General features: G+C 58.4%; 19 protein-coding genes and 5 tRNA genes. 6 read left to right on the forward strand and 18 right to left on the reverse strand.

Annotated features, from left to right (window positions below; all coding sequences use genetic code 11):
- Positions 1-553: 553 nt before the first annotated feature.
- Positions 554-1,237 carry a hypothetical protein gene (locus HQL63_03380; protein ID MBF0175879.1) on the forward strand — a complete coding sequence of 228 codons (684 nt, stop codon included), beginning with the start codon at positions 554-556 and terminating at the stop codon, positions 1,235-1,237.
- On the opposite strand, the gene HQL63_03385 is transcribed toward HQL63_03380, so the two are convergent.
- Genes HQL63_03385 through HQL63_03395 form a run of 3 tightly spaced genes read right to left on the reverse strand, consistent with a single transcriptional unit; the run spans position 1,119 to position 4,861 of the window.
- Positions 1,119-1,742 (reverse strand): septation protein IspZ, encoded by a 624-nt coding sequence (locus HQL63_03385; protein ID MBF0175880.1) that lies wholly within the window; start codon positions 1,740-1,742, stop codon positions 1,119-1,121. The two genes, HQL63_03380 and HQL63_03385, sit on opposite strands and share 119 nt — an antisense overlap.
- Before the next feature lie 12 nt (positions 1,743-1,754).
- Entirely contained in the window at positions 1,755-3,677 is a 1,923-nt protein-coding gene (locus HQL63_03390) for a tetratricopeptide repeat protein (GenBank protein ID MBF0175881.1), read from the reverse strand.
- Between the two features lie 32 nt (positions 3,678-3,709).
- A complete protein-coding gene (locus HQL63_03395; GenBank protein ID MBF0175882.1) occupies positions 3,710-4,861 on the reverse strand; it encodes a hypothetical protein in 1,152 nt (383 codons plus the stop codon).
- A gap of 321 nt (positions 4,862-5,182) precedes the next feature.
- On the opposite strand from HQL63_03395, the gene HQL63_03400 reads away from it, so the two are divergent.
- Positions 5,183-5,860, forward strand: a complete 678-nt coding sequence (locus HQL63_03400) for a PilZ domain-containing protein (protein ID MBF0175883.1) — start codon at positions 5,183-5,185, stop codon at positions 5,858-5,860.
- On the opposite strand, the gene HQL63_03405 is transcribed toward HQL63_03400, so the two are convergent.
- From HQL63_03405 to HQL63_03465, 13 genes are all read right to left on the reverse strand, one after another.
- On the reverse strand, positions 5,844-6,239 hold the full coding sequence (locus tag HQL63_03405; GenBank protein MBF0175884.1) for a hypothetical protein: 396 nt from the start codon (positions 6,237-6,239) through the stop codon (positions 5,844-5,846). The genes HQL63_03400 and HQL63_03405 overlap by 17 nt on opposite strands.
- A gap of 162 nt (positions 6,240-6,401) precedes the next feature.
- The gene (locus tag HQL63_03410) at positions 6,402-6,833 is read right to left on the reverse strand and encodes a type II toxin-antitoxin system HicB family antitoxin (protein ID MBF0175885.1); all 432 of its coding nucleotides are present in this window, start codon (positions 6,831-6,833) and stop codon (positions 6,402-6,404) included.
- A gap of 12 nt (positions 6,834-6,845) precedes the next feature.
- Positions 6,846-7,007 carry a hypothetical protein gene (locus tag HQL63_03415; GenBank protein ID MBF0175886.1) on the reverse strand — a complete coding sequence of 54 codons (162 nt, stop codon included), beginning with the start codon at positions 7,005-7,007 and terminating at the stop codon, positions 6,846-6,848.
- Positions 7,008-7,238: 231 nt separating this feature from the next.
- Positions 7,239-7,314, reverse strand: a tRNA-Val gene (locus HQL63_03420).
- Between the two features lie 40 nt (positions 7,315-7,354).
- Positions 7,355-7,633, reverse strand: coding sequence for an HU family DNA-binding protein (locus tag HQL63_03425; GenBank protein MBF0175887.1), 279 nt, complete (start codon positions 7,631-7,633; stop codon positions 7,355-7,357).
- A 139-nt stretch (positions 7,634-7,772) separates the two neighbouring features.
- Entirely contained in the window at positions 7,773-10,253 is a 2,481-nt protein-coding gene (gene lon / locus HQL63_03430; GenBank protein MBF0175888.1) for an endopeptidase La, read from the reverse strand.
- Positions 10,254-10,283: 30 nt separating this feature from the next.
- A complete protein-coding gene (gene clpX, locus HQL63_03435) occupies positions 10,284-11,552 on the reverse strand; it encodes an ATP-dependent Clp protease ATP-binding subunit ClpX (protein ID MBF0175889.1) in 1,269 nt (422 codons plus the stop codon).
- 97 nt (positions 11,553-11,649) lie between these two features.
- Entirely contained in the window at positions 11,650-12,255 is a 606-nt protein-coding gene (gene clpP / locus HQL63_03440) for an ATP-dependent Clp endopeptidase proteolytic subunit ClpP (protein ID MBF0175890.1), read from the reverse strand.
- A gap of 199 nt (positions 12,256-12,454) precedes the next feature.
- Complete coding sequence (gene tig / locus HQL63_03445; GenBank protein ID MBF0175891.1) at positions 12,455-13,774, reverse strand: trigger factor; 1,320 nt, start codon at positions 13,772-13,774, stop codon at positions 12,455-12,457.
- A gap of 43 nt (positions 13,775-13,817) precedes the next feature.
- Positions 13,818-13,902: transfer RNA gene (locus tag HQL63_03450), tRNA-Leu, on the reverse strand.
- A 93-nt stretch (positions 13,903-13,995) separates the two neighbouring features.
- Positions 13,996-14,071: transfer RNA gene (locus HQL63_03455), tRNA-His, on the reverse strand.
- Positions 14,072-14,131: 60 nt separating this feature from the next.
- Positions 14,132-14,207: transfer RNA gene (locus tag HQL63_03460), tRNA-Arg, on the reverse strand.
- A gap of 76 nt (positions 14,208-14,283) precedes the next feature.
- Positions 14,284-14,360 (reverse strand) — tRNA-Pro (locus HQL63_03465).
- Positions 14,361-14,752: 392 nt separating this feature from the next.
- Here HQL63_03465 and HQL63_03470 point away from each other — a divergent pair.
- Positions 14,753-15,442 (forward strand): hypothetical protein, encoded by a 690-nt coding sequence (locus HQL63_03470; protein MBF0175892.1) that lies wholly within the window; start codon positions 14,753-14,755, stop codon positions 15,440-15,442.
- Positions 15,443-15,476: 34 nt separating this feature from the next.
- Positions 15,477-15,761: a hypothetical protein gene (locus tag HQL63_03475; protein ID MBF0175893.1), complete on the forward strand. Its 285-nt coding sequence runs from the start codon at positions 15,477-15,479 to the stop codon at positions 15,759-15,761.
- 90 nt (positions 15,762-15,851) lie between these two features.
- Here the strand turns inward: HQL63_03475 and HQL63_03480 are convergent, their stop codons facing one another.
- Entirely contained in the window at positions 15,852-17,627 is a 1,776-nt protein-coding gene (locus HQL63_03480) for a glycosyltransferase family protein (protein ID MBF0175894.1), read from the reverse strand.
- Positions 17,628-17,781: 154 nt separating this feature from the next.
- Here HQL63_03480 and HQL63_03485 point away from each other — a divergent pair, with 154 nt between their 5' ends.
- Together HQL63_03485 and HQL63_03490 are read left to right on the forward strand one after the other, a co-directional pair.
- Positions 17,782-17,982 (forward strand): hypothetical protein, encoded by a 201-nt coding sequence (locus HQL63_03485; protein ID MBF0175895.1) that lies wholly within the window; start codon positions 17,782-17,784, stop codon positions 17,980-17,982.
- On the forward strand, positions 17,979-18,191 hold the full coding sequence (locus HQL63_03490) for a helix-turn-helix transcriptional regulator (GenBank protein MBF0175896.1): 213 nt from the start codon (positions 17,979-17,981) through the stop codon (positions 18,189-18,191). Before HQL63_03485 ends, HQL63_03490 begins: the two co-directional genes overlap by 4 nt.
- A 317-nt stretch (positions 18,192-18,508) precedes the next feature.
- On the opposite strand, the gene HQL63_03495 is transcribed toward HQL63_03490, so the two are convergent.
- On the reverse strand, positions 18,509-20,440 hold the full coding sequence (locus HQL63_03495; GenBank protein MBF0175897.1) for a tetratricopeptide repeat protein: 1,932 nt from the start codon (positions 20,438-20,440) through the stop codon (positions 18,509-18,511).
- Between the last annotated feature and the right edge of the window lie 249 nt (positions 20,441-20,689).

Here is a 20,689-nt window from a genome sequence, read left to right on the forward strand (position 1 = left end):
GTCAGCTCTACGGTCAACACCTCATTCGTTGAACGTCACAATGGGACAGATCGTCATCAGAATGCCCGTAAAGCTCGAAAAACATTAAAATTTTCTAAAGATTGGGATGTTCACAACGCATTGACGTATTTTGTCGGGTACAGCTACAATTTTTGCTGGCCGGTCCGAACACTGCGTGTCAAGGAACTGGGACGGTGGAAAGCCCGGACACCAGCTATGGCAGCAGGTTTTGCGGATCATGTATGGTCAACTGAAGAGTGGGTTTTGTTCCCGGCTAGACCAGTTAGGTCAACGTAGGACACCACCAAAAAAAAGCCTGGACAGGAAAGCCTTTGTCAGGGCTGCGCCTCGAACCCCACCAGGGCGCTGCCCTGGACCAAGACAGGGAGCCAGCCCCCTGGACCCCGATGCGTGGTCGGGTGTTGAATAGTGACTGATAGCCTTTGTCAGGACTTCGCCCCGAACCCCACCAGGGCGGCGTCCAAGGCCCTGACAAGAGGCCAGCCCCTGGATCCCGATTTGTTTTGCCCCGGCCAACGAGAGAACCCGACATATGCAACACACTTCATCCGGTCACACAACCCATCGCGCCCTGGCCGCCCTGCTGGGCGGCGGCTTCCTGCTGGGATGGGCGCTGGTCATGCACCTGATCGACGCCGCCGACCACCCGGGTGCGGAAGAAATCGCCTACCTTGCGCAGTTCGCCGTCACCGGGCTCGGCCTGGGCGGCGCCTGGCTCGTGTACCGCTGGATCCGGCACCTGGATCCGGAGGACGACCTCCACCACCCCGGCTGGCCGGATCTGGCCGCCCTATGGCTCCTGGAACGTTACGAACGCACCTTTCCCAAAGGGCCCGTCTACCCGGACCGGCCCCGCACCCGGCAGTATATCCATGCCGCCAACCGCGGATTTCACAGCTTCCTGACCGACTCCATCGTCGAACTCGAACGCCAACCGCCCCCCGCCAACAACGATGCAAACCCGTCTCATGACGCAACCCCCCTGAATATCCCCGGGTCTGCAACCCCCGACCCGGGAGCCCGCCCGCTCCCCCACTCCGCGACAACCACACCGCCCGACCAGCAGGATCCCCGCCCTGCACGAGCAACAGAAAACCTCAACGCCATGCGTCTGCGTCGTCGGCAGGCGATCTCTCCGGTCCAACCTGACGCGCCAGCCATATCCCCTGCACGAGCAGAAACACAAGCATCAAGCCCAACGAACCGAACATCTTGAAATGGACCCAGACCGACTCGTCATAACGCCAGGCTATCCAGAGGTTCAATCCGCCCGAAAAGATAAAAAAAACCACCCATGCCCGATTCAATACCTCCCACTGCGGGGGAAACAACGCCACCTGACCACCCAATAAACGCTGCACCAAAGGTGGCCGCCGACCCCAGGCGCTGAAAAAGAACACCAGCGCCAGAATCCAGTTCAACACGGTTGGCTTCAGCTTGATGAAATCCGGATCCCGCAAAATCAACGTGGCCCCGCCAAAGATCCACACCAGCAAAGTCATCCCACCCTGCACGGCGGATAGACGCCCCGTTTGCAACCACATGTATCCAGCATGGAACGTCATGCCGGCCATGAGAACCCCCGTGGCCGTGTAGATGCCATCCAGGCGATAGGCGACAAAAAACAACACCAGCGGCAACAGCTCCAGAATCAGCCGCAAGCCACTCCTGCGGACAGATGCCGTATGGACCACCACCCCTTGACCAACGTCAGCACCCACATCAGATCCCCTTTACCAATCTTTGGTCGCCTGGTGCATCTCCAAACCTGTCATGCCCCCATCACCGCGCAACCGGACCATGGCACGTTGTGCTGCACCCTCTTCGCTGTAAGGACCGACAAAAACACACGTCAACTGGCCACCGCGTACATGCACCCGGGTATAAAATCCTGGCAAGGCAAGCTGCTTGATCCGATCCCTGGCCTGGTGCAAAAATTCACTCTCACCAAAACAGCCCGTGGAGAGATAATACTCGTTCCGCCGTGGCATACGCCCCGAACCCTCTCCACCACCCATCCGACCCCGATCATCGTGGATCTCTCTCGACCCCTGGAGAGGCGCATGACTGCCTGGCGATCCCCTCGTATCGGGACTGTTTCTCCCTGTACCCTCCGGGATGACCCCGGAAGGGGTTGAGACGATCGACGCACGCGCTGGCCGTTCCAGGTTGGGTTTCTCGACCATGGCCGAGGTTGGGGGGGGCGCACCCCCCCCCTGATACGGCACCCCAGCCGACACCGGAAAGGCTGCCATCTGGTCGGAAACCTGTGTCACGGCAGAGATCGGCGCTTCGACCGCTGCATCGGACCCCTCCTGTAGCGGTGCATCGTCGATCTCGATATCCTCGGGCTCCCAAACGGGGTCATCCACCTCGCCGGACATCTCCTGCGCCTCTCCTGTGGGACCATCGACCCCCGATGCCGCCTCCCCCTGGACCACTTCCCGGGCGCCAGGCCTTGACGGCGCCCCCGCTGGACCCGTGGGAGAAACAGCACCGGCACCGCGTCCGGGCCTGTTCGACACGCCCGGCACCCGCATGGCGGCTCCGGAAGGCGGTGTGGAAACCGGCTTCCTCTCCCCCTCAGACCAGGTCTGAGGATCGCGTGCCGACTCCCCCTTGTGGGTGAAGACCACCCCCTTATGCAACGTTTCCAGGTTGCGCCGAATGGCCTTGATCAACCCATTGGCAGGGTCAGACCCATACTGCCTCCCGGCACTTGCCAGCGCCTCGTTCAACAGGAGCGATGCCTGGGCATAATCGCCGTTTTTGTAGTGCAGACGCCCCAGATTGCTCAACCACACAGCCAAACGGGCCGGCTCATTGCCATAAATGGCCCGGGCTTCGTTCAGGGCCTGCTCTCCAAGTTGGCGCGCCTGGGCCTCTCGACCGGTCCGCCAAAGCATGATCCCCAGCTGACCCCGGATCTGCGCCTTTTTCAAACGGCCCGCATCTCCCTCGATGCCAGGCCATTGCAAGGCACGTTCGTACCAGCTTTCGGCCTGGGCCATATCACCCCGCTCCGTGGCGATCTCCGCCAGGCCGATCATGGCATCCTCACGTTTGCCATCCGCCGGCGCATGGATGCGATCCAACAAGGCCAAAGCCTCCCGGAACAAGGTTTCCGCCCGATCCAACAACTTGAGTCGCTGGTAGAGACGGGCGCTGTTCCCCATGTAGTCGGCCAACAGGGGGTGTTCCCCTCCCAGGAGGCGCCGCCGCCCCTCCAACGTGGCCCGCAACACAGGCTCGGCGTCGTCCATCCGCTCATCGGCAATGTAAAAAGCCGCCAAGGCCTCCAACGCATCCACCGTTTTCAGGTGCTCCCGCCCATAAACCCGCTCCCGGATCGCCAACGACTCGCGCAACATCCCCTCGACCTTGTCCCACCGGTTATGAAGAAAATGAAGCTTGGCCGTCATGCTCAAAGCCTCGGCATGGTTGGGGTGGCCCTTGCCCCACTGGCGACGCGCCCAGGTCAAAAAATTTTCCGTGGCCTCCAGCACCTTGTTGACATCCTGCTCCTGGTGGAGAGCGTCGATCTCCGCCACCCGCTGATTCCAGGCCTCGCGATCCGACGCCGCCCATCCCGGAAGGGAACTTGCAGCCGTCCAGAGGGTCAACAATATGACCAACGATTTGGCTTTGACACTCATGACCACACTCCACCACCAAACCCGAATCCGGGCTAAACCGCGTTGCGGCCCAAAGATCGGCTCTCCGAGATCACCACAACCATGACCTGCACGACAAACCAGACCAACCCTACCACGGCCAGATAGACCGACCAACCCTCTCCCGCTGCCATCGCCACGCCCGACCCCAAAAAAATCAGGGTGCGCCACCGGCTGCCTCGGGCCAGAACCTGCCGATCCCGGGCATGAAAACCGGCGGAGCCATCCCCCTGCCGCAACCAGAGCGGCAGCAGATAACCCAACGCTCCCGTGACCAATGGAAACAGGAAAGCCATGAAAAACAGGGGAACCATCCGTGCCGGATCCATCCACCCCAAAGCGACGGGAAGCCCGGACAACATCAGAGAAAGATAACCCAGCAGCGCTCCGAACAAAGGAAAAAGCCCCCCCCCTTCAAACCAGATGCGTGGCCGGTGACGCAATACGGAGACCGCCAAATGTACAACAGGAATCAACCAACACGCCAAACCAACCAAGGAGAGAGGCCGAAACCACGCCGCCCCGACCGCAGCCCCCAGGGTACCCATCACAGCATATTTGTAATCCAGTTGCAAACGCCGCCCGGAATCAGCGTCGGTGTAGCCCCCAACCGTCGGCAGCAAAACCTGCAATGTACCCACCGCCGCCATCCCCAAAAATCCCAGCAAATTGCAATGCAGATGCACCCCGCGCAACACCAGCCAGCGCTCCGGCAGCTGTAAGCCAACCTCCATGGCCAACATGGCCACAACCAGAAACATGGCCGATCCCTGATACCAACGCAAACCCGGATGCACACCACCCAACGCCTGCCTGGCGCATTTATGCATCCAGGCAAGCAGGATCAACCCAATCAACAACCCCAATGGAGCCCCCACCAACCCGATGCGACGATCAAAACCCACGGTCAATACAGCCATAAGCCCCACTACCATGGCCAACACAGGCAACCAGGCCACCAAACCCTCGGCTTGCCGACTGCGCGTCAAAACAGATGTGAAATGGATCATCATGGCAGTCAAAAGCGGAAAAACGCCCACCCCAAGGACAATATGAACCACCAGCGCTACCGACCATGTCCCTGTCAAGGCGCCAACGCTCACAAAGCTCAACAAGGTCACAACCGCCAGAACCGCAAGGCGTTTGCCATGAACGACACCGTGCACCACTGCCGCACCTCCGCACCACTGGTTGTACCCACCCAGCCACCCCTGTCAAAAACCGTCGAACAGGCGAAGCTCTCCAGGCCAAAGCCTAAAACAAAGCCCTGGGCCTCAGCTCATTGACACCCATCACTTGCGCGGCAGTGGTCAGGCAAAACCTGGGCCATGTCTCCAGAGCGGCACGCATTGACTTTTCTTCCCGATTCAGGATCTTTATCGGCACGGGACATGCTAGCGAAGGCGAAGCTCCCCTGCTCCGCGCAGAGGAGCCTACCCTTCCCTCGTGGCGTTGGAAATACGTGACGGATCCAAGGCAGAATCATCATGGCGGAATCAGATGACGACGATGTCACCCTCGTGCATGCCCGGGGCGTCCACAGCCCCGATAAACAGGGTCAAGGAGAAGAAAGGCGGCGCTTTCCCCGGCCCCACTTCCGCTCCCCTTCGATCCTCAGCATGGCATCGGGCGCCATTCTGAAAGGAACAACGCAGGATGTCAGCTATCGTGGCATCCGCTTTCAGCCCGCCAGCAGCTCAAAACCCAGCCTCGCCGTAGCCAAGGGGGATCCAGGAGTTGTCCGCATCTCGCTCAACCCCCTGCTGCCCATCAACGCATGTTTCGTTGACATCCATTGCGTCGTCGTCCGTGCAGAAGAAGATTTTTTGGCCTTGCAAATCCAGCATGCCCCCGTCAAAACACCAACGGACCAATCTTTCCCGAAAGTCTTTGTGCGCCGCAGCAGCGGCACTCTTGAGCCAGGCTGGGAAATCCTCCCTCAGGACGCCACTCTCCCGGAAGATGTCCTCCGGCGCATGCGCAAACATGAGAAAAAATACGCCGAGCACGGCCCGGTCGCCGTGGTGTGCCGCAAACGCGGTGGCAAACCCGAAGATGACCTCTATAAATTGCACAATATTCAATATCTTAAGGAAATACAAGAGTTCGCCACCCGCGACCATGACCCCGCCAAGGTATACGACCCCCCTACCGGTTGGAGTTGACGGCTTCCAACAACGCCCCAACCGCCTGACGCACCCCCTCCGGCAGCCCCGCACAACCGGAACGCAGCTTCCCCAGCACACGCCCCTGGAGCATTTCCTCCTTCTCCCCTGACAAATTTTCCTCTGACAAAACCGGGGAGTGATTCCGGCTCGGATCCCTCTCCCCCTGGTCCACCACACCAAGACCTCTGCACCCCCTGTCGCGTTCCCACAGTACCAATCGCTCCGCACCCTGACGATTCCATGCCAGTTGGAGCGTCACGACCCGACCCTCCCCGTCCTCCCAGACGAACAGGTCAAAATCATCATCCTGAAACCAACGCCGCCAAAGCCCGCTCCCAGCTTCCTGCCAGCGACCCGATCTGATTTCCTGCAACATGATCCTCAGCCCACACACATCCCTTTCTGCGCCCTGACAAAGGCTTTCCTGTCCAAGCTTTTCTTGAAATGGTGGTGAATAGTTACGAAAACCCTCTATATGCCGCCAAATATACTGTCAAAAAAATAAGAGCAGTCGGACGTGAGTGACAATACCGCCCTATCACGCTGCATCCTGAATGGAAATCACCAATCGCTTGCCGAGCACAGCCAGGGCCTGCTCCAACTGATCCATCTTTGATTTGTGGCGGAGATCCAAAAGTCGAGATACCTGAGGCGGGTGCCACCCCAGCCTCCGTGCCAGTTCCGCCTGCGGCATTCCGGAGTTCTGCAAGGCCAGATACAACTCAACCTTGGCTGCACTGACCGCCGACAGGCTGACAGTCGGGCGGCGCTTCGCGGCAGATGGGTGCGGAATGGGGCGATTATCGGCCACAGCTGAGGATACCATTGTCTCCAATAGATCCTGCGCCATAATCAAGGCTTCATCTTCAGTGTCGCCGAAGGTCTCGGTGGCGTCCCAATCCGGGAAGATGGCGCGGATTGAACCGTCTTCTTCAATAAAATCAACTGGATAACTCAATCTGTTTTTCATTTCTTTCACCCCTCACAGATCTTTCGGATCGATACCGAGTCGACGGCATATCCTGCAGATAGTGCCGGTCGGAACACCTCTGTTGCCGTGCCTCGGGATGTGAGAAATTTTCCCATTCAGCATCACTTTAGCGTGCGAACCCTTACCATGGCTGACGTCGACCTCAACGCCCATTTTCTCCAGCTTCCGCAGGAGTTCGTTGCTGTTTATGCTGCAATATTAACAGAACTGTTAATGCCAGTCGACCACTTTCATTCGAAGGTATCTCCCATGGCTGCGGTGGAATGTCCCGTCAAAAGTACCGCCAAAGGATCTGGTTGCCAACAGACATCCCAGCACACGGCAGGATAAAAAAACCCCGTGTTTTTACGGGGTTTTTTTACATAGACCTGTAAAAATCATGACTGGTAGGCGGAACAGGGCTTGAACCTGTGACCTCCGGCTTGTAAGGCCGATGCTCTCCCAGCTGAGCTATCCGCCCCCTCCCCCCTCCCGGAGGAGTGAGGGCCTCGGGAAAAACCCTACTTGCCGTCCACGGCGTCCTTCAACCCCTTGCCGGGACGAAACTTGGGCAGACGTGCGGCAGCGATCTGAATTTCTGCCCCCGTGCGCGGATTACGCCCGGTCCGGGCCGCACGTTCGGAAATCGAAAACGTGCCGAAACCAATCAAGCTGACCGTCTCTCCCGCCTTCAGGCTGGAAGTAATACCACCCATCACGGCATCCACCGCCGACGCCGCATTGTCTTTGGTCAACCCAGCCGTTTTCGCCACATGGTCAATCAAATCTGTCTTGTTCAAGGTTCTCGCCTCCTCGGAAATGGATAAATCCAGTGATTTCAAACCGATTTTGCCTTATATCGGGTTACAACCCCTTCTGTCAAGCGGCAGTGCGGCCCTTCATACACTTTTCACAACGTGACACAACTCTGAGATCACTTCAATGGGTTATGGAGGGGGATTCGACAGGCGGCTCCGTTGGCTCCACCGCTGTCTGGACCACGCTCAGGGCATCGCCATCCTCCTCACCGGTCTCACCACCCTCACCCTCCGGTTCCTCCTCCGTCCCCTCCCGGGAAACATCCTTGGGCATATGAACCAAAGCCAAGGCCAAGACCTCATCCATGTGCCCCACAGGATGAATCTCCAGATCTTTCAAAATCGTCTGGGGAACCTCCTTGAGATCTTTGACATTTTCCTGGGGAATCAAGACATGACGAATCCCGCCCCGATGCGCGGCCAGAAGCTTCTCCTTCAGACCGCCGATGATCAGGACGCGCCCCTGCAACGTGATCTCCCCGGTCATGGCCACATCCTTGCGGATGGGAACGTTGGTCAGGGTACTGACAATGGCGGTACAAATGGCAATGCCCGCCGATGGGCCATCCTTGGGGGTGGCCCCTTCTGGAGCGTGGATATGAATATCCTTGGTTTGAAAGAAATTTTTCGGCAGCTTCCAATCTTTGGAGCGGGAACGTGCATAGCTCATGGCCGCCTGCACAGACTCCTGCATGACATCGCCAAGCTTGCCGGTGATGGTCAACTTCCCCTTGCCCGGCAATTGAATCCCCTCGATGGAGAGCAACTCACCGCCTACGCTGGTCCAGGCCAACCCCGTGGCCACGCCCACCAGATCCTTCTCTTCCGCCAAACCAAAACGGTAGGTCCGCACACCCAGGTATTTACCCAGATTGCTGGTTCCCACAGAAAAACGGGTCCGTTTTTTCTCGGTCAGAAGGGCTTTGGCCGCCTTGCGGCAAAGCGTGGCAATCTCCCGTTCCAGGTTCCGCACCCCTGCCTCACGGGTGTAATACCGGATGGTCTCCACCAATGCAGCATCCGAAAGGAGATACTCCCCTTTCTTCAGTCCATGCGCCTCCATCTGGCGCGGAACGAGATAACGCTTGGCAATATGGATCTTTTCATCTTCCGTGTAACCCGCCAGACGGATCACCTCCAGGCGGTCCAGCAAGGGACGCGGTACGGAAAGGCTGTTGGCCGTGGTGATGAACATGACCTTGGAGAGGTCAAACTCCACCTCCAGATAGTGGTCCGAAAAGGTGTTGTTCTGTTCCGGATCCAATACCTCCAGCAAGGCCGAGGACGGGTCACCACGAAAATCGGCACCCACCTTGTCGATCTCGTCCAACAGAAAGAGCGGATTGTTGCTGCCCGCCTTCTTCATGGATTGGATGATTTTGCCGGGCAGAGATCCGATATAAGTACGCCGATGACCACGAATCTCCGCCTCATCACGCACACCGCCCAGCGAGATCCGGACATAGTTGCGCCCGGAAGCATGGGCAATGGATTTGGCCAGAGAGGTCTTACCCACACCAGGAGGGCCCACCAGACACAGGATCGGCCCCTTGATCTTTTCAACCTTCTGTTGCACCGCCAAATGCTCGACGATACGCTCCTTGACCTTCTCCAGACCGTAGTGATCCTCCTCCAGGATGCGCTCCGCATCGCTCAGATCGTGTTTGAGCTCCGTGGTTTTGCTCCAGGGCAGACTCACCAGCCAGTCGATGTAGTTGCGCACCACCGTGGCTTCCGCCGACATTGGAGACATCTGCTTGAGTTTTTTCAGCTCCGAATCGGCCTTCTTTTTAGCCTCCTCGGACATTTGGGCCGCTTCGATCTTTTCCGCCAGATCGGTCATCTCATCCTTTTCGCCCTCATCCTCCCCCCGATCCCCCAACTCCTTCTGGATGGCCTTCATCTGCTCGTTGAGGTAATAGTCCCGGTGGCTCTTCTCCATTTGCCGCTTGACCCGGCCCCGGATACGCTTCTCCACCTGTAGGACATCGATCTCCTGCTCCAGGGCCACGAAGAGACGTTCCAGACGGGCCACTACGGAAGGCAGCTCCAGAAGCGCCTGCTTGTCCGCCACCTTGAGGTTCAGATGGGTCGCTGCGGTGTCCGCCAAACGCGAGGGATCCTCGATGGTCTGGAAGGTCATCAAGACTTCGGGAGGCACCTTCTTGTTCAGCTTGGCAAAAGCTTCGAATTGGCTGATCACCGACCGCATCAACGCTTCCGCTTCGTTCGGATTGTGAGCAGCATCCTCAAGCAACTGGGCTTCGGCGATGAAATGAGGTTCCTGCTGCAAAAGACGCTGGATCTGCACACGATGGGAACCTTCGACAAGAACCTTGATGGTTCCGTCCGGCAGTTTCAGCAACTGCAACACCGTCGCCAACACCCCGACCTGATAGATGTCCTCCTCCTCCGGATTGTCCGTGGAAGCATCCTTCTGCGATACCAGCAGGATGCGACGGTCGTCATCACGCCCCGAGACTGCCTCCAAGGCGCGGATGGACCGGTCCCGACCCACAAAAAGGGGGACGATCATGTGGGGAAAAACGACAATATCCCGCAAAGGCAGCAACGGCATGCGAAAAAGGGTGTCGAGGTCCATCTTTTTGGGATCCATTGCCAATCCTCCCTCTTATGCCTTGGCTTCCATGGGGGCATCCCCGTAAATCAAAAGGGGCTCCGCCTGATTTTCAATCGCCTCCCGATTGATGACCACCTCGGTCACACCGGTGGAAGAAGGTATGTCAAACATGACATCCAGAAGGACCGTCTCCAGGATGGCGCGCAAACCGCGTGCGCCGCTCTTGCGCTTGATGGCCTTGCTGGCCACGGAGCGCAGGGCATCATCCGTAAAGGTCAGTTTGACCCCCTCCATCTCCATGAGCTTCTGGTACTGTTTGATCAGGGCATTCTTGGGCTGTGTCAAAATGCGGACCAGGGCTTCCAGGTCCAGATCCTCCAGGGTGGCCACCACCGGCAGACGGCCTACAAACTCAGGAATCAAACCATATTGCAGCAAATCCTCCGGTTCCAACAATTTCAGCAGCTCATTGACCTTCCGGTCCGATCCACCCATCCGGACCTGCGCCCCAAAACCGATCCCATGGTAAAGGGCCGAACGACGCTCGATCACCTTCTCCAGTCCGTTGAACGCGCCACCACAAATCACCAGAATGTTGGTGGTGTCGACCTGTAGGTACTCCTGCTGGGGATGCTTGCGCCCACCCTGAGGAGGAACACTGGCAATGGTCCCTTCGATGATCTTCAACAGAGCCTGCTGCACCCCCTCCCCGGAAACATCGCGGGTGATGGATGGGTTGTCCGACTTGCGGGAGATCTTGTCGATTTCGTCAATGAAAACGATGCCGCGCTGGGCCTTCTCCACGTCGTTGTCGGCTGCCTGGAGCAGGCGCAGAATGATGTTCTCCACATCCTCGCCCACATAACCCGCCTCGGTGAGCGTGGTGGCATCGGCGATGGTGAAAGGCACTTCCAACAAGCGCGCCAAAGTCTGCGCCAGGAGCGTCTTGCCGGAACCCGTGGGACCAATCAACAAGACGTTGCTCTTGATGATCTCCACCTCGTCCTTGTCCACCTCCCGATTTTCCAGACGTTTGTAGTGGTTGTAAACCGCAACGGACAACACCCTCTTGGCATGATCCTGGCCAATGACGTACTCGTCCAACACCTTTTTGATTTGCGACGGGTTGGGAACGCCCACCCTCTTTTCGGCAAGCAGCGTCCCCTTGTCCTCGCGAATGATCTCCGTGCAAAGGTCCACGCACTCATCGCAAATGAACACGGACGGACCCGCAATCAGCTTGCGCGCCTCGTGCTGATTCTTGCCGCAGAAAGAACAGTGCAAAATGCTGCCCGACTCGGGGGGATTCTTGTTGCCCATGGATCTTTCTTCAAACCTGTGCCGATGGATGGATCCGATACCAGGCCGCCGTCATGGATGGCAGCAGCTCGCCGCCGTCATGGATGGCAGTGGCTCCTCAAGTCTCGGCGTTTTCGGGCAGCTCCCGCCGCATGATGACCCGATCCGCCAGACCGTACTGACAGCACTCCTCACTGGTCATGAAATAATCCCGCTCCACATCCTGAGCAATGCGCTCCAGAGGCTGGCCCGTATGGTCGGCCAGGATATGGTTCAGACGCTCCCGCATGCGCAACATCTCCCGGGCGTGGATCTCCACGTCCGTGGCCTGCCCCTGATACCCGCCCGAGGGTTGATGAATCATGACGCGGGAGTTCGACAAAACAAGACGCTTCCCCTTGGCGCCAGCCGCCAACAACAAGGCACCCATGCTGGCCGCCTGGCCAATGCACAGGGTACTGACATCGGGGCGAATGAACTGCATGGTGTCGTAGATGGCCATCCCCGCCGTGACGACGCCGCCAGGGCTGTTGATGTAGAGGTGGATATCCTTCTCCGGGTTCTCCGACTCCAAAAACAGCAGCTGCGCGACCACCAGATTGGCACTGGCGTCGTCAATCCCTCCGACGATGAAAACGACCCGCTCCTTCAACAACCGGGAGTAGATGTCGTAAGCCCGCTCGCCCCGGTTGGTGGTCTCTATGACCATGGGAACCAAATTCATCGGTGTGTCCCTTTCCTTGTGTCGCACCGCGTCCCTGAAACATCTCTAGCCGGTACAGTACGCTACACCCCCCGCAAGTTCAATGCCATGCTTGTCACACGCCAGCCCAAGCCCACCACAGCCGGCCTCCACATGTCAGAAACCATCGCCCAGGTGCAAACACTCAAACCAGCCAGGAACCATTAAGCATGTTCGGAATTCAATTGGCAACAGCTTTCTGCCGTTCCTTCAACTCCTCCAGGGTGCAAGGCTCCTCGGTGACCTCCCCATGTTCCACAAGCCAATCCAGAACCTTGTGTTCCAGCACGATGCCGACAATCTCCTCGCGCCGCTCCCGATTTTCTTCAAAATACTTGCGCATCTGCTGCGCATGCTCACCAAACTGGAGCACCATCTTGTCCAGATAGGCAGAGATGGAAGCTTCGTCGGCCTGGATGGACTCCTTCCGGGAGATGGCGCCCAACAACAGCCCCAGGGTAACCCGCCTCTCGGCGTCCGGGCGTTGCTGCTGGCGAACTTCCGCCTCGATGACCGCATCCCGTTCCGGCGACTGCCCGGTCTTGGCGCGTTGCACCAAACCCTCCAACTCCCGATCCACCAACTGGCTGGGCAACTCAATCTGGTTTTCGCGCACAAGGACATCCAAAACCTGCCGCCGAACGACCTGCTCCACCAGATCACGGGCAGATTCTTCCAGCTGGTTGCGCACATTCTGCCGCAACTGCGCCAACCCACCTTCCTTGACGCCGGCCTTGACGGCGATGTCGTCGTCCATGGGTGGCAGCTCCGGTCGCCGGACCTCCCGCACCTTGCAGGCAAACCTGGCTTCCTTCCCGGCCAGCTCGTGGTGGTGATACGTTTCGGGAAAAGTCACCGCAACCACCCGCTCCTCGTCCGCCACTGCGCCCAGCAACTGCTCCTCAAACCCCGGAATAAACCGGCCACTTCCCAGAACAAGGCTGAATCCTTCGGCTTGTCCCCCTGAAAACGGCTGGCCATCCACGCTGCCATCAAAGTCGAGCAAAAGCTGATCCCCGTCAACAGCCTGACGACCCGCCTCTGCATGATAAGTGGCAAGGCTCTCGCGCATCTGTTCCAGAATCCGGTCGACATCTGCGTCGGCCAATGTCACCCGAGGCCGTTGCACAGAAATCCGCTGATAATTTTTGGGTTCCACTTGGGGATAAACCTGCAACGTGGCGGTATAGACAAACGCCTCGCCGCGCTGAATGTTCCCCAGGTTGACTTTCGGCATATCCACCGGCAACAGCGACTCCTGCTCCAGGACTTTCAGGTAGGAGCCTTTGAAAAGCTGTTCAGCCACACCAGCCTTGACCTCCTGGCCAAAACGCGCCTCCAAAAGGTGCCGAGGAATCCGGCCAGGACGAAAGCCCGGCATGCGCACCGAGTGGGACAGACGGCCAAACTCGGCATCCAGCAAAGAAGTCACTTCGCTGTCTGGTATGCGAACAACAACCTGCCGATCAAAAACACCGCATTTCTCAACCGTAACTTCCATGTTCTCTCTCGCCGCAATGGTGAATGGTTGTGGCCGCAGGTGATGGTGCGAAAGGGGGGAGTTGAACCCCCACGCCTTACGGCACTGGATCCTAAGTCCAGCGCGTCTGCCAGTTCCGCCACTTTCGCAAGCCGGCGGGCAACACGGGAGTGGGCGCGGCCAAACAGAAAAAAACAGCCCGGTCCTGCCAAAAACGACCGGGCTTGCGCCTCAGAAAAACTTGGGGCGAACGACGAGGCTCGAACTCGCGACCGCCGGAGCCACAATCCGGAGCTCTACCAACTGAGCTACGTCCGCCATAATGCACAATCAAGGCCAAACCACACCATCCACCCGGTCTCGAACCACGATCCGCCGTGGCGCGCCCGGCAGGACTCGAACCTGCAACCTACGGCTTAGAAGGCCGTTGCTCTATCCGTTGAGCTACGAGCGCCTGGACCGCCGGATACCCCATCGCAACCCATGACCCGGGACCGAATCCCGCCGCACAAACGTCCATCGTCAAGCAATGGTCGGGGTGAGAGGATTCGAACCTCCGGCCCTCGGTTCCCAAAACCGATGCGCTACCAGACTGCGCTACACCCCGGGCAAACCCGCAAAGCCGATGCCTGTCCAGCCAAACGGGGAGGCAGCATACGCCATTTCCCCATCCCAGGCAAGGTGGCAGTCGGAAAATTGCTCATCGGATGTATGCAACCTCCTTGCCGTTTGGCCGCACCACCCCCGGCAACTCTTGCTCCATGGCGACCATGCAGCTCCCTTCCACCTCGATCACCCATCCGATCGACACCATTCCCGCAACTGGCATGTATATTGCGATCAAAAAAACAAATGCGGTGGAGAAGGTCACTCTCGCCAATCATCGACCACTCCCCCTTGCGCACGCCCGCGCCATGGACAACAAAAAAAATGGGGTCTGCCACCATGAAAAGCTCCGCCTCACGCCTACCTTCCGCTTCCCCCCCTGCATCCGCGGGCATGTCGCGCTACCTGAGAATGGTGGATACCGCCGACGACATGTCAGCCAAACCGTCCATCCGGGAAATCCTGCCGGACTGGACCATCGGCCATCTCCACTCCCGCAACATCCCGGACGCCGAGGTCGAACTGTTCGCCGATCTGATCCACCGCGCACGCACCAACACCACCCACAACAGCGCCCTGGGCTTTCTTGCGACCCTCTCCCGGCGGGAACTCCTCATCCTGACCAGGGTTCATGACCTGACCCAGCCTCTCCGAATCGAAACCCTGGACGAGGCCCAGGCCATGCACCTGCTGAACCCGTTCGCCGTGGCCCCGGGACAACTTCCCGCCACCACCTTCCCCCCTCCCAACGCCCCCGCTCCGGTCCATCGTGCCTGGTCCGAAGCCACAACGGGTCAAAACAGTCTGGAACTGCTCGACAGTATGGCCCCTTTCCTGGCGCAAAGCGCTGCCAACAACACCCTCTACGATGCACAAAACAACCCCATCGGTTGCATCTCTCCAGCCGATTCGAACTACTTCGATATCTACACCGAGGAGAGCTTCTCCTACCTGGACCAGATCACCTTCCTCATGGAAGCCCTGAAATTTTGCCGGCCATTCCTGGAACCCAACACCTACCTCAAACGCAGGGGATTCCTGCTCCACTATCGCCTGGCTCTGAGCGACGGACTCTACGTTTGATCCAATACGGCGTGAAAAAAAACAGGCGATCCCGATGGATATACAAACACCCCCCTCCCCATTCCTCAACCCGTCCGCCAACAGGTCGTATCAGGCAACACACGGCGGATTCCTGCCCCCGCCCGATACCCGCATCGACACGGCAACATCCGGAACCTTTGTCCGTGACAAGGTCACCCTCCACGCAGCAGATTCGGTACGCCAGGTTGCCGACCAACTGGCGGACCAGAGCCTGGCCAAGGTGCTGTTGACCAAAATTCCATCCGATGGCCACAGCATGCCCACGGGAATGCCACTTCATATCGATGTCATGGCCTGATACAAAATGCGAAAAATGAGTCTGGTCAGTACCCTTGCAAAAAAAGCCAGTACGTGGAGACTGTTCAGCACACTTTTCGCCTTTCCTTTCTCAGGCATGCTGTCGGGCTGGCACAAATGCCTGTAACGCTGCCCTGACCTCCTCCACCACATCCCCCCACACATGGCTGCGTTCCTGCCAAAAAAGCCGCATGACCCCTGGATACCAGGGGGAGTCGGGGCGCGGCTCCAACCAACGCCAATCCGTGCCAAAACAGGGCAGCATCACCCAGGCAGGCTTGCCCAGGGCCCCCGCCAGGTGCAGTACTGCCGTATCCACCCCGATCACCAAGTCAAGTTGTGCCACAATGGCCGCCGTATCGGCAAAATCCCGCACCTGCGCTCCCAAATCCACCACAGGTTGCCCAGGCAGATGCACACGCTCCGGTCGATCCGCCAAACCAGTCTGTAGACTGATCAACACCACACCCGGCACCTGCCACAGCGGCGCCAACGTCGCCAAACCTGGCAAGGAGCGGTGAGCATCGTTCAAATGCCCCGGATTTCCCTGCCATACCAGACCGACGCGACACCCCCCCTGCGGCATCCGCTCCGCCCACCAGGCCATCCGTTCCGGCGAAGGGTGCAGATAGGGCAACGTCGCCGGAAGATTGTCCAGCGTGATGCCAAGATGCAAAGGAATGCTAAGCAACAAGGTCCAGGCGTCATGCTGCGGCATCCCGTCAACATCCAGATCATCCTGTGTCAAAACCCGATCCACTGCCAACCCTTCAGCAAACAACGGCAACAAAGGTTTTTTGCATACCACGGTCAGATACTTGACACCCAACGCCTTGAGCAGGGGCAAGAAACGACAAAACTGTATCTCGTCGCCATAACCCTGTTCCTGCAACACCAGCAAGCTCTTGCCGTTAAGATCCTCGCCACGCCATTGCGGAAAAGGAAGATCGGGCAGAAGCAGAATCGGCTCCTTTTTTCCCACGTTGTAACGATTTTCATAAAGCGGCCACCCCTCGGCAAACCGGCCCTGGCTCAGCAAGGTGAGGCTCAAGAAGAACAAAGCATCGGCATCCTGGGGCCGCCGGCGCAAGGCCTCCAGGTAAGCCGTGATGGCCTCCGGATAGCGGCGCTGTTTGTCATACAATCCCCCCAGGTTGAGATAACCAACAACCTGCTCAGGTCGCATACATACCGCCTGTAGGAAACAGGTCTCAGCCTCATCATAACACTCTAGTTTCTCAAGTAAATTCCCATAATTATTACTGGCATCGACATCATCGGACCGCAAGCGCAAAGCCTGTTGCAACGCCGCCTCGGCCTCAACCAGACGCCCCTCGCCATGCAACAAACTGCCAAGATTGCTGTACGCCTCGACAAAATCCGGACGCAAACGCAATGCCTCCCGGTAGGCCTCCTCGGCCTCCCGGTACCTTTTGCGCGTCTGCAACAGGTTACCCAAATTTAAACAAGCCTCGGGATAGTCCGGTCGCAGGCGCAACGCCGTGCGAAAAAATGCCTCGCCTTCGTCAAAACGTTGTCGATCATGCAGCAAAATCCCCAGATTGTTGTGCATATCCGCCCCATCCGGAGCAAGCACCAAGGCCCGCCGCCAATACCCCTCCGCAGCAGCCAACTCCCCGGTGCGTACCGCACAAATGGCCGCCAGATTCAACAACGGTGCATGGTCAGGCTCTTGCGCCAATCCCAACCGAGCCGCTACCAGGGCCTCGGCTGCCTCTCCTGCCGACAGCAAGGCCGATACCTGGTCGAAGAAACAAGGCACAGGTTCCCATGGCAGGTCAGGTGGCTGCGATGAAGGTAGCTGCGGTGAAGATCGTTTTTTGTGGGTTGGCTTGAGAGAACTCATCTAAATCACACCTCAACGACCGAGATACAACGCCCATCTCCACAATGACCGACTCCTGACAAGAGCATCCAGAATCGGTGCCAAACCGTAAATCGTCAATGTTATGTCGATCTTGTGTCGATCCATGGTTTACTTGACGGATTGACGATGATAAATGGATGGTTCTGCGGCAAACGAAAAGGCGATTTCGTCATCGGTCACACCGTCTTCAAAAACCAGCAAAAAAATGAACTCTGAAGACAAGGAAAGGGTGCTGCGCGTCAAGGCCGAGTATGAAGGAAGGCAGAAAATAAAAAATCCTTTCATCGTGATGCTTTCATCCTCGATACCACCGAAAACATTTGCGTCCGCATGAAAGAAAATGGCATTACCAGGGCAGAACTTGCCGATCGTCTTGGGAAGAGTGAATCCTTTGTGTCCCAGGTGCTGAGCGGCCATCGCAACATGACCCTGGAAACCTTGGCTGATATCGCCTACACCCTGGACCTGAAAGTGAAAGTTGATTTCGGACGTGACGATTGGGTGGGCACTGAACCCTTGAAACACCCCGGTCAAACACTTTGACATGAAAGCCTTTGTCAGGGCTTCGACCCGAACCCTGTGAGAAAAGCCAGGATATGAAAGCCCTTGTCAGAGCTTCGCCCCGAACCCTGTGAGAAAAGCCAGGATATGAAAGCCTTTGTCAGGGCTTCGCCCCGAACCCCACCAGGGCGCTGCCCTGGACAAAGCCAGGGAGCCAGCACCCTGGACCCCGATGCGTGGCCCAGTACTCGAAAAATCAGGATATGAAAGCCTTTGTCAGGGCTTCGCCCCGAACCCCGCCAGGGCGCTGCCCTGGACAAAGCCAGGGAGCCAGCACCCTGGACCCCGATGCGTTATCGTCACACGATTGACCGTTTCCCCACATGCACGCCCGGTTCCGGTTGCCTCCAGCTTAAACCGTGCCGACGAAACAAAGTCTCCAGACTGCGACAGGTATGCAACACGGCCAAACCATTGCGCGGCGTATAGGCCGGAAAGACCAGAGCATTGGCCTCCTCGGGGGCCGCATCCAGGGCAAGCAAAAGCGTGCCTCCGGGCGCCAGAATGGCAGTCAACTCCTTGAGAAAAACGTCGGGCCAGGGGTGACGGTGCAAAGTATCGACCAAAACAATGACCCCAAAAGGCGCCAAATGGCTGACGAAAGGCAAAAGTTCCTGGAACGGTTCCCGACACAACAACTGCCAGCCCCCTCCCTTTTCGCTGCCCTCCCAAAATTCAATTACGCTGTCGATGACCAGAATTCGGTGAGCGTCCGGGCCAGGAGCCAACCAGGTTTGTAAAATGGTCCACAAGCGTTGCCGTGGATCGGCGCGACCCGGTGCGGCCAAAGTACGCAAGGGGTCAACGGCAGATTGATGCAGACGGGCAGGTTCCCACAGGTCAAAAAAGCGGGTCATCCGGCAACCACAGCGCGGACAGTGATAATAATCCACCGGCGTCCCGGCATGGGGCAGATGCAGGCCAACAGCATCGGCCTGGCAACGGGAAAAATCCACCGCTGCCGCCCAACGAGCGTGCGCCTTGCAACACCGACAGGCCATCTCTTCCTGCAAGGGGGGCTGGGGTGGAAAAAAAATACCGGTTGGCCAACGCCATGGCGAACCCTGCCGTAAGGGATCCCAGGCAGCAGGATCACGAGCGGAATGAGCCGACTGGACGGCAACAGTCATTGGGGTTGCCGTCCAAACCTCCCACGCCGCAACAACCCGATCCATCACCTCCGACCAATCATCCGGGGTCTGCTGGCGAAACAACCGCATGCTCGGATACCAGGGTGAATCCGTGCGCTCCAGCAACCAGCGCCAATCGGGTACCCGAGGCAACAGGGTCCAGACGGGTCGGCCCAACGCTCCGGCCAAATGGGCCGTGGCCGTATCCACCGTCACAATCAGGTCCAATGCCATCATGGCGGCTGCCGTGGCGGCAAAATCCACCAATACGTCACTGACCTCCAACACACCGGACTGAAGGATCTCCGGCGACGGTTTGGGAAGTTGCAACGATACCAGAGTCGCATCCGACAACCGGCATAAGCGGGAAAAAACCGGCCAGGGTATCGAACGCCGCCGATCATGCGCATGGGTCGGGCGACCTGCCCAAACCACCCCAACGGCCCAGCGTGTCGTCACCGCCTGGCGCCGCCAGGAGCGCCACCGCTCCACTTCAGCAGGGTCGGCCCACACATAAGGAACCGGCAGCGCAGCAAGCAGGGCCAGATCCGCACCCACCAATCCGGGCAAGTCGCTGACCGGAACCTGCCAATCAAATGGCCCTGCTGCAACCGGATTGCTGACCACCGGCGCCTCACCCGGCAAACTCAGCAACAAACGCTGCAAAGGGGGCGAACACCCTACCACAATCTTCCCCTCCCCCCTTGTCCGCAGCAAAGGAATGAAGCGGGCAAACTGAAGGGTATCGCCAAACCCCTGCTCACCAAACACCAACAGGGTTTTTCCAGCCAGGTCACCCCCCTGCCAATACGGTTGGGCCATCCCGGGAAGCAATTTCCTGGCATACTCCATCCGGTAACGCCAGGCATAGCGCGCCCACCCCTCCGCAAACCGGCCCAACAACAACAACAACTGTCCCAACATAAAGTTGGCTTCAGGTTGATCCGGCGCCACGCTGAGCAGGGTGGAGAGAACCTCCCGGGCACCATGAAAGGAGCCGTTCTCCCACAGATGCGCGGCAAGATCGTAACGCAACTGCAAATCCTGGGGCGCCCTGCTCAAAGCCGCTGTCAGGCGCCGTTGCTGATCGTCGTTGGACATTCGATTGAAAAACTGGGATGGAGGTCCAGGAGGAAGGGCTGCGCCCTTCCTCCTGGTGGGGTTCGGGGCGAAGCCCCGACAAAGGCTTTCATATCCTGGCTTTTCTTAAAAGAATACGTAACTATTCACCACCCGCCAACGAATCGGGGTTCAGGGGGCTGGCTCCCTGGCTTAGTCCAGGGCAGAGCCCTGGCTTTGTCCAGGGCAGCGCCCTGGTGGGGTTCGGGGCGAAGCCCTGACAAAGGCTTT

Source organism: Magnetococcales bacterium (assembly GCA_015231175.1).
Classification (GTDB): domain Bacteria; phylum Pseudomonadota; class Magnetococcia; order Magnetococcales; family DC0425bin3; genus HA3dbin3.